This is a genomic window from Arthrobacter zhaoguopingii (genome assembly GCF_009828595.1).
GTDB lineage: Bacteria > Actinomycetota > Actinomycetes > Actinomycetales > Micrococcaceae > Arthrobacter_D > Arthrobacter_D zhaoguopingii.
Map to the genome: position 1 here is coordinate 140349 of NZ_WPNY01000002.1, position 15281 is coordinate 155629.

The following is a 15281-nucleotide window of genomic DNA, read 5'->3' on the forward strand; positions in this document are numbered from 1 at the left end:
GCGGATCCGCGTTCATTGAGTCAGACCGAGGTCTATTGAGCCAGTTCGTACCGTCAGCGGACCGGTCAGGAAACTTTTCGTACAGTGCCGGATGGCAGCAGGGAACGGGTGTGAAAACGTCCTGATGGACTGCGCAGCACCGAGCATTTCGGGCATCGTTCGGCACCCCTTCCCGCCCCTCAGCCATTCGCCGATAATCTACATTATGTCAACTTATCTGCAGAAGGGGCTCCCCCGAAGGCTCGACATCGTGCAGTTCCCGCTGGAACGGCCCTTCGCGAACCGCGTGCTGTTCGACTCACATTCATGAGGCCCAGCAGCACGGCTGCGTGCCTTTGGCCGCAGAAGCCACCGATCCGATGCGGCCGTCGGGACACCCATTCAACCGGCCAGTCCAACATCGGCGAACCCTCGGGAACCGTGGTCATCGTCGGAACCTGGACCGTGACGTGCCCACGGGAATTTCAGCCTGCTGCGCCATCGGAATCGAAACCCGGAGGAACCAGGGACGTGCAGGTCGGCAAGGGATCGAGGCGGGCACCTTCGTGGCTCACCACTCCCCTGCCGGGATTTCGCCCGGTCGAGTCGGTCGGAGCTATGGGAGGGGCGCCCCCCTGGCAGCGGTCCACAGCGCATACCATTCGCTCGACGTCATCAGTTCTGCCTGGCGTGGAGCATCCGCCGACGCCCGAATCCGTTCCGGATTGGTCGATCCAATCACTGCCTCGATGCGGGCGGGGTGCTTCAGGAGCCACGCGAGGACGATCGCCTCGGAGCTGGTGTTGCGCTCCAGGGCAAGCTGCCGCACCAGATCCGTGGCCTGCGCTTCGGCCGAAGTGTGCGCCTCCCGGGGCTGCGAGTAAAGTCCTTGCGCGAGGGCGCCCCAGGCCTGGAGCCGGGTGCCGTTGCTCAGGCACCACTCAATCGTTCCGTGGGGAAAGTTCTTTTCCACTCCGCCTGGATGGTTCACCAGCACGGTGCTTTCTACCCAGTCGCGCTTGAACAGGCTCATCTCGAGTTGATTGACGGCGATCGGGATATCGAGTTCGGTCTGCAGGTAGTCCATTTGAGCGGCCGACATATTTGAAACGCCGAGCGCCCTGATTTTTCCTTCCTGCAGGAGGGAGTGAAGCGCCGGCTTCAGCGTCCGGGGGTCGAGCAGCGGGTCGGGCCGGTGCAGCAGCAGGACATTGACGGCATCCACCTGCAGCCGCCGGAGGGATCCCTCGAGGGCGGCCAGGACACTCTCGGCACTGAGGTCGTAGTACCCGCCACGGTCGTCGGCGGGCAGGACGATGCCGCATTTAGTCTGCACCGTCACGCCGTTCAGCAGCCCGGGGTTTCTGCGCATGACCTCGCCGAAGACGGCTTCGGACTTGCCGCGCCGGTAGATGTCGGCATGATCAAACATGGTGATTCCAGCTTCCAGCGCGGCCGTAATGGCCGTCTCCGCCTGATCAATATCCGTCTCCCCGTAGGGCTCATCGGTCCAGGTTCCGCCCAGGCCCATGGCGCCGAAGAGGAGCCTGCTGGTCTGGTGTGCTGTCTGCGTCGTCATGCGCGGATCCCTTCCGGGGCGAGGCCGGTGCCCGGACCGGATGGCGGGGCAACTCAAAGGACCCAGTTTATGCGTTTCGGGCTGCGGACACCCCGTGAACGGTTGTGATCGATGCCCCGACCGGGTGGAGCAACCCGTTCGACGGCCCACGTCCGGACCCCCATGCTGCAAGCGGCTGCAGCGGGGGCCCGGACGTGGTGATTGCGGGTGCACACCTTGGCCCCTAGCTGCCGGAGCCGGACGGTGCGCTTGGGCGGAAGGCGCCGCCCGCATCCCCGGCAGGAATACGGGCGGCGCCCTGTTGTCAGCTGATGGCCGTCATCGTCTGCCACCCTGTCCCCACCTGGAGACGGTTGGCGAAGGTGCCGGATCCGCTGCCCCGGTAGGTCCACAGGATGCCGCTGGCATCCCTCGCCACCAGATCGGCCTTACCGTCGCCGGTCAGGTCATCGGTGACGCTGATGGCGGTCATGGAACGCCAGCCTCCACTGCCCTGGATGCGGGTCGGGAAGGTGCCCGTTCCGCTGCCCCGGTAGGTCCACAGGATGCCGCTGGCATCCCGTGCCACCAGATCGGCCTTACCGTCGCCGGTCAGGTCACCGCCTGCGGTGATAGCGGTCATGGAACCCCAACCTCCGCCCACCTGAACGCGGGTCGGGAAGGTGCCCGTTCCGCTGCCCCGGTAGGTCCACAGGATGCCGCTGGCGTCCCTCGCCACCAGATCGGCATTACCGTCGCCCGTCAAGTCGCCGGCTACGCTGATGGCGGTCATGGCACCCCAGCCTCCACTGGCCTGAACGCGGGTCGGGAAAGTGCCCGTTCCGCTGCCCCGGTAGGTCCACAGGACGCCGCTGGCATCCCTCGCCACCAGATCGGCCTTACCGTCGCCCGTCAGGTCGCCGGCCGCGCTGATCCTGTTCATGGCGCCCCAGCCGGAGCCGACCCTGACACGGGTCGGGAAGGTCCCCGCACCGTTGCCGAGGTAGGTCCACAGAACGCCGCTGGCATCGCGGGCCAGAAGATCGCCCCGTCCGTCACCGTTGTAGTCGCGCCTGTTGGCAGGAGGGACTATGGCCGCGACGGTAATCGGCGCGGATGTGGTGGTCGCGGGTGCGTAGCCTGTCTTGCTGCCGGTGACCCGCACCGTTACCGCTTTTCCTGCATCGGGAGCTGCCACTGTGTAGGTCGCCGCCGTGGCACCGCTGATGGCTCCACCACCGCTGAACCACTGATAGGTGAAGGAAACAGGCGCCGGTCCCCAGATGCCGGTGTTGGCGGTCAGGACCGAACCCACTTTGGCTATCCCGGTGATGGACGGGACGGCCGTGGTCAGCGGAGGTACAGCCGGCGTCACCGAGGCGGACAGAGCCGAGTAGGCGCTGGTGCCGGCGTCGTTGGTTGCCCGGACCTGGAAACGGTAGGCCGTGCCGTTGGTCAGGCCGTCGATGACGAGCGCGGTGGCACCGGCGGGTGCGGTGCGCAGGGCGCCGACCTGGGCGTTGGCCGCGTCGACGACCCGGACGGTGAAGCCCGTGGGGGTCCCTCCGGCGGCTGCAGCCGAGAACGCGACCGTCGCCCGACCGTTACCGCCGGTGATGGCGCCCAGGGTGGGAACACCCGGAGCCACAACAGTCGGTGGCGGCGGTGGAATCGGCGTGTCAGAGAACCGCAGGTTCTCGATGTTCCGGAGCGTGTCCGTACCATCTGCACCGCCGTCGTCATGCGTCACCGTCGTGACGGAGCCGGGCGAACCCAGGGCCGCACCGGCGGGCGTCGTGGAAACGGTGTAGTTGGCCTCCGCGTCGGAGAACACCGCGGTGTCCGAGCCGCCAGGAGCGGTGAGGATTTCCCGCACCACTACGATGTTCCCCGGATCAACCTTGCCGGCGAAAACCGCTTCCTGGAGGGTCTGCCCGGCAAGGACGCCACCGACCTTGAGGTACTTCGCGGTCATCCCGGTGGCGCTGCCGATTTCGATGGTCCGGTCGGCCGCGTCCCGGACGCTGAGTCGCACGTTGTAGTAGCGGTCGCCGTCGAGGATATCGTCGGCGCCCCTGCCCTCGATGAGGTCGTTGCCGCCACCGCCGAGCAGGATGTTGCCGTCGCCCCAGACGTTGCCGCTGAGGAGCTGGCATTCCCCGGACTCGGTCCGCGCTTCGACCTCTGCCAGCGGAGTCGGCAGGGACGTGATCAGCTCGTCCAGGCCCTCCACCATGTTGACGCCGTCCTGATCGAACACGTCGCAACCGATGAAGCCCCCGCCGCCAACCTCGCTTGGGATTACATCATCTCCGCGCAGGGTGTCGTCCAAGGCTCCCCCGGACAGTCCCTCCACCTCGTTGTACCGGTCGCGCACCCCGACCTGCAGGACGTCCAGGCCAAGAATGGGCAGATCGAGGTCCGCGTCCTGCTTCTGCGGATCCGACAGGCCGATTTCGAAGTCGTAACCGGAGGCGCCGGCCACCTTCTCAACACCGGGCCCGGCGAGGCCGACGTCGTTGCCGCCTTCCATGTCGTAGTCATCGTCACCGCCCTGGCCGATCAGGACATCGTGGCCGGGCTTCTGCGAGTCGTCCTGGAAGAACAGGTTGCTGGAGTCACCGATCAGCAAGTCAGGGCTTTCCCCGCCCTCGATCCAGTCGTTCCCGCCATCACCGAAGACCGCATCGATCCCCTTGCCGCCGATGGCGAGGTCATCCCCCTCCCCGAGGAAGGTTTCATTGGCGTTCTCGCCGCCGTTGGTGAAATCGCTCCCGTCGCCCCCCATCAGGATGTCGAGGCCCGGTCCCCCGTCGATGGCGTCATTGCCCGGCCCGCCCTTGGGCACGTCGTCACCGTTGAGGTCGGTGATGATGTCGTTTCCGTTGCCGCCGAGCGCGACGTCGGCGCCGTCTCCACCTTCGATGACATCGTTTCCGTTGCCGCCCCAGAAGGTGTCGTTGTCGTTTCCGCCGTAGACGCGGTCCGCGTTGGCGGTCCCGTTGTAGACGCTCTGGCCGTTGATTCCGGAGGGATCGACACTGTTGATCGCACGGTACTTGATCGTGCCGTCGGGCATACGGAGCAGCAGTGCCGTCTCGTCGCAATCAGTTGCCACATCGTCGGCTACGGTATTGCCCGACGAATCGAATCCTCCCGGGGTTCCGTTGAGGTTTTTCAGCTCGAACTCGCAGTCCGCGGTCGCGAAGGCGTCGGCCTTGAGGGCCTGGGCGTTCGTGTTGCGCATGACCAGTTCCGCGAATGAGTTACCTTCGAGCTGTGCCCTCAGGTTCATGCCCGGGGTGCGGGCCAGGTAGTAGAGCCGGTCGGCGTTCTGGAGGTTGGTCATCTGCTGCTCGAACACGTAGTTGAACGTGCTGCCGAGCAGGCCGCCGAACATATTGGTCCGTTCCGCAAGCCCGCCGACCCAGAGGTCGACGTCGTTCAGGCCGGTCGGCTTGGAGGCCCAGTCACCGGTGCTGTTCAGGAAGGCCGCCGCGTCGGCCGGGGCCTCGGCTGTCACGCCGTCAATGGTGGCCGGTTTGACGAGCAGTTGTGCTGCAGCTCGTTTGGCCTCCACCGTAGTCGCCCCCGTGATGCTCGGGTGGGTTCCGTAGGCCGCCACGAAGTTGACCAGCGACTCCGGGTGCTTGAGGTTTTCACCGAAGTCGATCCAGTTCACGTATGGCTTGAGCTGCCCGTCGTTGGTCTCGGCATGCAGTTCCTTGCGCAGGTTGTTCAGCGATGGAATGCCTTCGGACCGGGCGCGGGTGATGTTTACGGTGGCCAGGTCCAACGGCAGCCCGAGAAGGTTGTTGCGCAGGGTGTCGGTGACGAATTCATCCAGTTCGTTTCCGACCTGGTCCGCCATGCCCATCACCACGCTGCCAGCGGCCTCCTTGGGCGCGAGCACCCCGGCATCTCCACCGTCATAGTATGCCGGTGGGTTCAGGAAACCCTCGAGCAGGGAAATGTCGTTCGAGGTTCCCGCGATATCGTCCACCGTCCCGTACTCGCCGTCGCTGCCGGGCTTGTACTCGTTCTTGCGGGAGATGGTGTCCGTCAGCATGGAATGGCCGAAGCGGTAGACCGCGTGCGCGAATTCCGCGGTCACGGCGGGGTTCACGTCGGTCTCGGTGAAGGCGAACGGCTCGAACGGGTTGATACCCGGCTGGACCTTGCGGGCGAAGTCTTCGAACACGATGTGCTGGTATTCCATCTCCGTGACGAAACGCGCGGCCTGGAACAGCCTCTCTCCGAAGTCGAGGGTGCCGGCCGCCTGGTACCCGGCGAGTAGCGCGGGATTCGCGGCCAGCGTGACCTTGATGTCATCGACCAGGCGGTCGTGCTCGGAGTGGAACACCTGGTGGATGGCCGTGAGGCCGATGTTCTCGTTCACCCGGCCGTCACCGGCGATGAAGTGCTCATTGAGCATCTCATCGTCGTAGGTGCCCGGTGCCTGGTCGGCGAAGTCGGCCGAGGGAGTGCTGTCCGCATCCGGGGTGGGAACCACCGCAGGCGTCCGCGGATTGTGGTCGGTGTCCTTCGGGGAGGGATCGGCGTTGTGCGCGATGTCCGTGAGGAAGGGTGTGTCGAAGTACTGCACATCGTCAGGCACGAGGGTCCCCTTGCCGTCATTCGCGGCGCGGTCGGCCTCGACCAGGCCCGACCCGGTCACGAACTGCGGCAGGCCACGGGCGGGCCCGGGGATGAAGTTGCCGTACGCGTCCGCGGCGAGCATCGGAACGTTGGTCACGTCCGTGTCCAGCAGCTGGATGCCTAGGAGTGTAGCGGCCTGGGCCTTGGTGCTGGCCCAAGTCGCCATGCCGTCGGCATTGGCGCCAGTGCCGCCGAGCATCTTGCCGGTCGATACGGGACGGCCCTCAGCATTCTCATACTCACGCAGGAAGACCTGATGTGAGGAGTGTGAGCTGTAGGTCTGGCTCTGGTCCACCCAGGGCGAGTCCGTATTGAGCGCGTCCTTGACGTCGTCGGCGGTGCCGAGGACGCCGTCGTCCCCCGGCTGGTTCTGCCCGCGCGTCATGACCATGAACCTCAGATGTGCCGGCAGGTCGTCAGCGTTGCCCTTGATGTGGTCCGGGCCAGAGATGAGGGGATCGTCCGCCTTCATCGGAATGTAGACAGTGCCGCCGCCCTTGACCGTCTGGTCAACCCCGTGATCGAAGAACTGACCGAACAGCGTGAACATCGAGTTGTATGGCGGTGACAGCCCGACATCGGTTGTGACATTCGGAATGAACATCGTGTCGTACTTGGGAACGCAGTCCGCCGGTACGCCGGTGACCGGCGGGTCGGCGTTGGGCTGGGGATCTGTGGTGCAGGGCAGCAGACCCTTGTTGCCCTGGGTGCGCACCGGATGGCCCGCTGCCGCGACAGCTGCTGGATTAGCGGAGGTTTGGTCCACAATGAGGTTGCTGATGATCCGGGGCTTGGAATCGAACACGTCCCCTGACGTCTGGTTGTAGGTGGACGCCGGCGCACCCGGGGCCGCGAACATGCTCGGTTCCGCCGCGCTGTAGGTCGCCTTCGTCAGGCGCGGGAACACCTGGTCCGCCGCACCGTAGTGCCCCTGGTTGGGCTGGAGGTTGTTGCAGCTGCCGTCAACCGTTCGCAGACCCCGGGAGAGCAGCGGGCTGGCCAGTTGGTTCGGTCCCGTTCCGACCAGCGCACCGCAGGGACCTGTTGCCGGGGTCGTTTTCGCCACATGGTTCTCGGCGATCTTGATCTGCTTGAGGATGTAGGACAAGTCGGAGGCGGACACCGTGAACCCTTCTCCGACAGGAGCCTGGACGGCGTGGGCCGCCACCACAGGGAGTCCCAGGGACAGGGGCATGATCAGGGTGGTCGCGGCCGCGATCAGCCGGAAGGGAGGAGGCGTCTTGCCGCCCCTGCGCCGTTTTCTGCGATTCGGGGGTGGATCGGTGGGGACTGCTGGTCCTGATGGATCCGCAGCCCTGTCGGTATTCCGGGCTGAACGTTTCATGGCACACCTGCCGCTAGGAGGGACGGAACCCCCACAGCGTGTTTCCTGCCCCTCGTGAAAACCTTGGGGAAACTTAGGCCCGAGGTGCAGGGCGCGGGTGGCTCCCGGTTCCAAGGGATTACCAAGGACCGGGCGGCAGACTCGCCTGCATGGCACCGACAACCCTCCCCACCCGCACGCAGATCCTTGTGCCGGCCGTCCTGGCCGCCCTCCTTGCGGCCCTGCTCGCGATCGTCCTGACCTCTCCTCCGCGGACACCTCCCGTTCCGCTGGGGGCCTCAGCTGGGCTCGACGGCGGGCTCGCCCGCATCCACGGCGTGGTCCCCACCGAGGCCGATGGATGGTCGCCCCCGACACCTGCGGCTGCGCTCGCCAGCCCGCCCGGCGAGGGCGTTCACCGCGTCCGCATATTGCTGGAGTTGACGGCAATGGGAGACGAGGGGCTGTCCTTTGACCCCTCCGGCTATTCCGTTTCCGCCTTGGGCACAGGAACCTGGCAAGCGGTCTGGTTCTCCCCCGCGTCCGCGGTGGCACCCCAGGGGGAAAGCATCGACGCCGTACTCATCTTCGAACTGCCCGACCGGGCCATCGATCTGACCCTGAATCTTCCCGGAGGAGCTGGACTGTCACTCGGGGCTGGACATCATCGTGGTGGATAGCGGAGCGGCCATCTGGCCAGACCCCGCAGCGACCCTCAAGGTTTTCCCAAGGTCCGAGCGACGGACGCAGGAAAACCCCAAGCCGCGCACGGCACAGTCTGAGCATCGGATGAAGGAGACGGTTAATGTCAACGACAAGGCGCCAGGTTCTGCTGATCGGAGGGCTGGGAGTCCTCGGCGCAGGTGCGGCAATGTGGCCGACGGGATCCGTCGAGGCGAAGTCTGCAAGCCGGCTCAGCTCCGACCACATGCCGCGGCCGTTCCGGACACCATTCATCCAGGCCCCGCTCCTACCGCCCTACGCCACCGGCATTGACCCGGCCGACGGGCTGCCGGTCAATTACTACCGGGTGACAGAGAAGGCGGCGGTGGCAAGGATCCTGCCCCGTCTGGGCACACCGGTCCTCGGTTACAACGGGCTGTTCCCGGGGCCCACGATCAGCCTCGATCGGGGCACGAAAGCCGTGGTGAGGGTGCGCAACCAGCTTCCGGTGCGGCATGCGTTGGACGGGCACGCGCTCTCCACCTCCACCCACCTGCACGGCTCGGCGTCCCTCCCCCAATACGACGGTTACGCCAGCGACCTCACCCACCCCGGTTTCTACAAGGACTACCACTACCCCAACTTCCAGCCGGCCCGCACACTGTGGTACCACGACCATGGGGTCCACTTCACCGCGCTGAACGCCTACTCCGGCCTCGCGGCCCAATACCACCTACACGATCCCGTCGAACGGCGGCTGCTCCCCCAGGGCCGGTACGACGTCGCGCTGACCATCAGCGATGCGATGTTCGCCTCAGACGGCTCCCTCGGCTACGACGACAACACCCACTCGGGCCTCTGGGGAGACGTGATCCTGGTGAACGGCAAGCCCTGGCCCGTCATGAAGGTGCAGAAGCGTGTCTACCGCCTCCGGCTCCTGAATGCATCAATCTCCCGGTCCCTGCGGCCGGCCCTGAGCACCGGCGATCCGCTGGTGGTTGTCGCAACCGATGGCGGCTTGATGCCGGCGGCGCAGAGCGTGGCGAACTACCGACACGCCGGGGCGGAGCGGTATGAGGTCCTCATTGACTTCCGGAAATACCGGACAGGACAGCGGATCGAGCTGTGGAACCTGTCCAATGAGAACAACGTCGACTACGACTTCACCCATAAGATCATGGCCTTCGATGTCACCGATGAACCGGTGGACAGCCGGGATCCGACCTGGAACCGGATCCCCACGGCGCTGACCGGCGGTGAAACCATGTCGCTGCGGGCCGGCCAATCCGTCAAAACGCGATACTTTCGGGTCAAGCGGAGCGACGCCACCAACATGTGGACCATCAACGATGACAGCTGGCAGGACGTCATCGCCAGCGGCTACAAGAAGGCGGTCGCCAACCCCGCGCTCAACTCAGTGGAGGTCTGGCAGATCGAGAACAGCTCCGGCGGCTGGTTCCACCCGCTCCATATTCACTTGGTTGACTTCCAGATCATCAGCCGCAACGGACGGGCGCCCTTTAACTGGGAGCGGGGCCCGAAGGACACGGTGTATGTGGGTGAACGGGAGACCGTCCGGCTCCTGATGAAGTTCACCCCCCACAAGGGCGTCTACATGATGCACTGCCACAATCTGCCGCACGAGGATCACGACATGATGGTGCAGTTCCGGGTGGGCCTTCGGGAAACCGACGTTGACCCGAACGATCCCATGACGGCAGCCAAGCCCATCTGGGACGATGTGGCAGGTTGACCACTAAGCGGGAAGCCAGCGGGCACATGCCGCCGCTGTCACAACCCCCGGTGCCATGGTCTCGAGCCCGGCGGCTCCTCGCGGCGGCCCTAATTCCTGTTCTGGTTCTCCTGCTCATCCGCGGCTGGTTGGTGGACTCCCTCACCGTGTCCTCGGACAGCATGGAACCCACCATCCCGGCGGGGTCCGTCGTCCTTGTTTACAAGCCCGCTGCTGCGGACCGTATCCCTGCGGGCGCGGTGGTTGCCTTCACCAGCCCCGTTGACCGAAGGAAGACAATTAAACGCGTCGTTGCCGGGGAGGGGCAGACGGTTGCGATTCGCGATGCGAAACTTTACGTCGACGGCGTCGCCGTTCCTGAGCCCTTCATCGACCACGACCGCATCGACGCTACCTATTTCGGACCCGAGACGGTACCGGCCGGAAGCGTCTTCGTGCTTGGGGATAACCGGAGTGTGTCAATCGACTCGAGGGACTTCGGGGCCGTGCCGCTCGACGCGATCCAGGGCATCGTGCTGGTGGGCCGGAAGTAGCTGCACGCCGTCATCCCTCTACTCCCACCGGTGCCCGGTGGATACCTCACAGGGATTACCCCGCTGCTGCCTGAGCACCCAGCGAAAATGAATGCGGCAGGCGAGTAATCTTCATCGCCCTTCGAGTAGCAAGCACTGTTGTTCGTCGATATATCCAGGACTTCAATGGGTGACACACGGCACCGGATAATCGAGGAAATTCAGTGTTCACTTTAGATGTTGAAAAGGAAACACCCGCCACGACAATAGTGCCGGACGCGCCTCGACAAACGCCAACGCTTCGAATTTCAGTCTTCGGCCCTTTGACTATCCACCGTGGAGAAACGGAGCTCAGCGCGAACCAACTCGGCGGACCCAAGCCCCGCCAGGTCCTTGAAATTCTCCTCCTGAGCTTTGGATCAGCAGTTTCAAAGAGCCGCATCATGGACCTTCTGTGGAGCGGGAACCACCCGGCCGTCGCACTCCCCACCCTCGAGAGCTATGTCAGCGTCCTCCGACGGCACCTGCAGCCAGGGACCGGCCGCTCCGGCCCCCTCCGCACCGTTAACGGCGGTTACGCCATCGACCGCTCGCTCGTGGAGCTGGACCTCGACCGCTTCGATCGGCTGGTCAGGAGGGCCGGCCAGGCGGTGCCCCACGCAGCCCTGGCGATGCTCACTGAAGCGCTTGAGCTGGCGTCCGCACCGCTGCTCGGGGATGAACTCCTCCCGGCCTGGGCCGAGGAGGAACGGATTCTCCACGCCGCACGGGTCGGCTCCGCTCGGGTTCTGGCGGCAGAAACCGCACTCGCGGTGGGAAATTTCTCCCAAGCCATTGCCTGGGGCGAGGCTGCTGCAAAAGAGGATCCACTCAACGAACGGGCATGGACGGCCTTAATTCTGGGGCTCGAGCGGAATGGAGAAAATACCGAAGCCTTACGGGCTTTCGACCGGTGCCGCAGGATAATGGCCGAGGAATTGGGCTGCGTGCCGAGTCTGGCGCTGCAGGAAGCGCAACACAGATTGCTCACGAATACCGCGGCGACGCGCGAGCCATTCGCAGTCCGGGCCCCGGTCGAGGTAACCGCGGAGGAATGTTCCCCGGCGACCCTGGCGGCCAGGGGAAAAACGGAACGCCTTCGCATTCTCATCGTCGATGACCACACCACATTTGTCGACCTCTTAGCTGGAGCTCTTGACCGGGAACCAGATCTAAGGAGTGTAGGGGCTGCGAAATCGGTGGCCTCGGCAGTGGCCATGTTTGAGGAGACGCGGCCCGACGTTGTGTTGATGGATCTCCACCTTCCTGACGGATCCGGACTCAAGGCCGCGGAGCGGATTCTTTCGGTGACGCGCGGGGCACGCATCGTCATGCTGACCGGCGATCCGTCGCCCGCAGCGCTTCAGGAGGCCGCCCGCATGGGAATCTGCGGATTCCTTCCAAAGGACGGTGCACTGGGGCTCATGCTGGACACCCTGAGGCATGCTCGAGCCGGCAACATGATCGTGCACCCGGCGCTGGTGGCGAAATTTGGCGGCACCTCCGCATCGACCGCCGGACTCCCGGAACAGTGACGAGGCAGGACCGCCGTGGCAGTGTTTCACGCAGGAGGGGCCAGCTCACCGGACGACGCCGGCCAGGATCCCGCTGAGCGGTGGGTGGTGAGATTCGCCGTCGTGCGTTTCCTCACTGCCGGCCTTGTCGCCCTCGGCCTGGTTGCCCTCCCGGTGGCCGCCTGGATGTGGGCCGAAGCGGAACGGCAGGCCCTGGTCAATGCGCGGGATATCACCCAACGCCTGGCCGACAATGTGGTTGGCCCCTTGGTCACGAACCGGGTCCTTGCGCGCGATCCCGCCGCAATCGAACTAATCGATCAGCGGTTGGCGCCGTGGCTGGCCAATGGGAACCTGACCCGGATCAAGGTGTGGGACGAGCACGGCCAGGTCGTGTATTCGGATGTTGAGTCCCTCATCGGGCAGGAGTTCAAACAGGAAGAATGGGCTCGGCTGCTTTTGGACGGCGGGCCGGCGACGGCGACCCTCGAGGCCCAGACGGCGAAGGAAAACGAGTACGAGGCTCACTCCGGAGAACTCGTGGAGGTGTATGTCCGTTCATTTTCCCAGAGCGGTGAGCCGATGATCCTCGAGACATATGCATCGGGCGAGGCCGTCCGCCGCGACCAGCATGCAGTGCTGATCGGAATGGTTCCGCCGATGCTGCTTTCATTGGCCGTGCTGCAGCTGGCTCAACTGGTCCCGGCCACCCGCCTTGCACGAAGGATCCGCAGGCATCAGGCGACACGAAACGCATTGCTGCGCTGCGCCATCGAGGCGTCGGATCAAGAGCGTCGACGAATCGCCAGCGAACTCCACGACGAGGTCATCCAGGACCTGTCCGGGCTGGCTTATGCTTTGGAATCCGAAGAGCGCTGCGGCCCACCGGAACAAGGGCCGATAGTTGCGATGGCCCGGACCCTGCTTCAGGACAATATCCGCGCCCTCCGGGCCATGACCAGCGAGCTTTATCCACCCGACCTTGAGGAGCTCGGGCTGGAGGCATCCCTCATGAGGCTCGAAGCCCCGTTGGTGAAGCGTGGAATAGCCTTGAGTATCGATCTGTCGGACAGACTCGTACTTGACCGGGACAGTGCGGTCCTGGTGTATCGGGTGGCGCGTGAAGCCCTGGCCAACACCGCCAAGCATTCTTCGGCGCACTCGGTGGCCATCCGGGTCCGGCAGGCCGGCCCAAGCACTTGGATCACGATCTCGGATGATGGACTTGGATTCAACCCGGGCGACCCCTGTCCGGAAGGCCATTTTGGGCTGCGGATCCTGCGGGACACAATTCAGCAGGTCGGCGGCACCCTTGAGGTACGCTCCGCACCAGGGGTCGGTACGTCCGTCACCGCGACCTTCGATGAGGGGGCGCTCCTGTCACGAGGGCGGGCAAGCGTCCCCTTGAACGGCTGAGCGAGCCCCGGTCGATACCATCGTTGTGCGGCTCGACCGGTTGTGCAACTCGTCGGGCGGGGCGCGCCCGGTATTGATGGAAAGAGGTTCTATGGTTCAGCGGCTGTTTTCCTACGGGACGCTCCGGCTGCCCGCCGTCCAGCTCGCTCAGTTCGGCCGCCTCCTCACGGGCACACAGGACCGCCTGCCCCACCACCGGATCGAGTGGCTCCGCATCACCGACCCGGATGTGATTGCCACGAGCGGAACCGATTCCCACCCCATCCTGCGCTACTCGGCAGCAGCAGCCGATTTCGTCGAAGGAACGGTGTTCGAGGTCTCCGACGAGGAGCTCGCCGCGGCGGACCTCTACGAAGTGGGCGAGTACGAGCGGGTGCTGCTGCGCCTGGAATCAGGAATCCACGCCTGGGTCTACGCCGGCGCCCCCTGATATGGGCCCCTCAGGCGGGCACCGGTGCCCGGCGTGCTGCTGCGCCGGTGCATGGCTCCGCCGTTAGTAAGCACACTTGCTATTAATCCTCCCGCTCCGTATCGTCTAAAGAGTAGAGCGCAACGGTGGAGCACCCTGCGTCGGCGCCTCTGCCATACGTAACCCGGTCCACTTTGGGCCGTTGGATCCGTTGACGGTCTCACTACATAATTAGGAGGATCCCTGTGTCGAACAACAACAACGCCGCCCGAGGTGGTCCCCCTGCTGATGTTTCGGCCTCCGCAAGCCGATCAGTTCATTCCCGGCTAAGACTGAGGTAGACCCGTTTTGTTTCGTCACTTGGCGCGTGCCGCCTCCGCCCTCACGACTCCGCTGACCCCGGAGGACTTCCTCGCGTTGTTCAATCCGGTGCACTCCTCCCGCCAGCTCCGCGGGATTGTGACCCGCGTGGTCCACGAGACCGAGGACTCAGCCACCATCTACTTCCGGCCGGGCCACCGCTGGCAGGCCCACCAGGCCGGCCAGTGGGCGCGCATCGGCGTCGAACTCGACGGAGTGCGCCAATGGCGCTCGTACTCGTTGACCACTGCGGCCGGCCACGATCCCGCGATCACCGTGAAGGACGCCGGTGCCGTCTCCCGGGTGCTGGTCCGCGGCACCAAACCGGGCGATGTGCTCTTCCTTTCGCCCCCTCAGGGTGACTTCGTTCTGCCCGAGCACCCGCGGTCCCTGCTCATGCTCACCGCCGGCAGCGGCATCACCCCCGTGATGTCCATGATCCGCACCCTCATCCCCCGCCGCCCCGACGCCGATGTGGTGCTGATCAACTCAAACAGCACCCCCGAGAAGAGCCTCTTCCGTGAAGAACTCGCAGAACTCGCCGACCAGTTTCCCAACCTGACGGTCCGCCACTGGTTCACCAGCGCCCGAGGGCGCCTCGAGTTCACCGCCAAGACCATCGCCGATCTCTGCCCGGACTGGCGCAGCCGGGCCGCCTACGCCTGCGGGCCTGAAGGTTTCCTGAACGACGCCGAGGAACTCTGGAAGAGCGAGGCGGCCCTCGAGGCCGCCGGCACGTCGCCGGGCATCGCAGCCGGAGCCGAAGCGAAGGGCGCCCGCCCGGGAACCCTCACCGTCGAGCGCTTCAGCACCGACCTCACGGCGGGTGCGGGGCACGACGGCGGAGTGGTCGTCTTTGAACAGTCCGACCGCGAGGTTCAGGCCGACGGGGACACTCCCCTGCTGGATGCGGGCGAGGACGCCGGCGTGTTGATGCCCAGCGGCTGCCGCATGGGTATCTGCCACAGCTGCCTCGTCCCGCTGCGCAGCGGACAGGTCCGCGACCTCCGCACGGGGGAACTTCACAACGCCCCCGGCCAACTCATCCAAACCTGCGTGTCGGCCGCGGCCGGTCCCGTAAGCCTCGACCTCTAA

At 65.2% G+C, this 15281-nt stretch carries 9 protein-coding genes and 1 pseudogene; 8 read left to right on the top strand and 2 right to left on the bottom strand.

Annotated features, from left to right (window positions below):
* Window positions 1-595: 595 nt before the first annotated feature.
* Both GVV86_RS03055 and GVV86_RS03060 read right to left on the bottom strand, forming a co-directional pair.
* Entirely contained in the window at window positions 596-1558 is a 963-nt protein-coding gene (locus tag GVV86_RS03055; RefSeq protein WP_159801353.1) for an aldo/keto reductase, read from the bottom strand.
* A gap of 304 nt (window positions 1559-1862) precedes the next feature.
* Window positions 1863-7391: a peroxidase family protein gene (locus GVV86_RS03060; RefSeq protein ID WP_159801354.1), complete on the bottom strand. Its 5529-nt coding sequence runs from the start codon at window positions 7389-7391 to the stop codon at window positions 1863-1865.
* 299 nt (window positions 7392-7690) lie between these two features.
* Here GVV86_RS03060 and GVV86_RS03065 point away from each other — a divergent pair, with 299 nt between their 5' ends.
* From GVV86_RS03065 to GVV86_RS03095, 8 genes and pseudogenes are all read left to right on the top strand, one after another.
* A complete protein-coding gene (locus GVV86_RS03065; protein ID WP_159801355.1) occupies window positions 7691-8200 on the top strand; it encodes a hypothetical protein in 510 nt (169 codons plus the stop codon).
* Window positions 8201-8325: 125 nt separating this feature from the next.
* Window positions 8326-9936 carry a multicopper oxidase family protein gene (locus GVV86_RS03070; RefSeq protein ID WP_159801356.1) on the top strand — a complete coding sequence of 537 codons (1611 nt, stop codon included), beginning with the start codon at window positions 8326-8328 and terminating at the stop codon, window positions 9934-9936.
* Window positions 9937-9986: 50 nt separating this feature from the next.
* The gene (gene lepB, locus GVV86_RS03075; RefSeq protein ID WP_246199621.1) at window positions 9987-10469 is read left to right on the top strand and encodes a signal peptidase I; all 483 of its coding nucleotides are present in this window, start codon (window positions 9987-9989) and stop codon (window positions 10467-10469) included.
* Window positions 10470-10717: 248 nt separating this feature from the next.
* A pseudogene (locus GVV86_RS18580) lies at window positions 10718-10960 on the top strand (AfsR/SARP family transcriptional regulator); the annotation flags it as partial.
* Window positions 10961-11044: 84 nt separating this feature from the next.
* Entirely contained in the window at window positions 11045-12022 is a 978-nt protein-coding gene (locus tag GVV86_RS03080; RefSeq protein WP_246669876.1) for a BTAD domain-containing putative transcriptional regulator, read from the top strand.
* Window positions 12023-12037: 15 nt separating this feature from the next.
* Window positions 12038-13417, top strand: a complete 1380-nt coding sequence (locus GVV86_RS03085) for a sensor histidine kinase (protein WP_246669856.1) — start codon at window positions 12038-12040, stop codon at window positions 13415-13417.
* Between the two features lie 91 nt (window positions 13418-13508).
* The gene (locus tag GVV86_RS03090) at window positions 13509-13847 is read left to right on the top strand and encodes a gamma-glutamylcyclotransferase family protein (protein ID WP_246669857.1); all 339 of its coding nucleotides are present in this window, start codon (window positions 13509-13511) and stop codon (window positions 13845-13847) included.
* Between the two features lie 339 nt (window positions 13848-14186).
* Window positions 14187-15281 (top strand): ferredoxin reductase, encoded by a 1095-nt coding sequence (locus GVV86_RS03095; RefSeq protein WP_246199625.1) that lies wholly within the window; start codon window positions 14187-14189, stop codon window positions 15279-15281.

Excerpts from the sequence above, each read along its gene's own strand:
- GVV86_RS03055 (WP_159801353.1), bottom strand. The coding sequence starts at position 1,558 with ATGACGACGCAGACAGCACACCAGACCAGCAGGCTCCTCTTCGGCGCC.
- GVV86_RS03060 (WP_159801354.1), bottom strand. The coding sequence starts at position 7,391 with ATGCCCCTGTCCCTGGGACTCCCTGTGGTGGCGGCCCACGCCGTCCAG.
- GVV86_RS03065 (WP_159801355.1), top strand. The coding sequence starts at position 7,691 with ATGGCACCGACAACCCTCCCCACCCGCACGCAGATCCTTGTGCCGGCC.
- GVV86_RS03070 (WP_159801356.1), top strand. The coding sequence starts at position 8,326 with ATGTCAACGACAAGGCGCCAGGTTCTGCTGATCGGAGGGCTGGGAGTC.
- GVV86_RS03090 (WP_246669857.1), top strand. The coding sequence starts at position 13,509 with ATGGTTCAGCGGCTGTTTTCCTACGGGACGCTCCGGCTGCCCGCCGTC.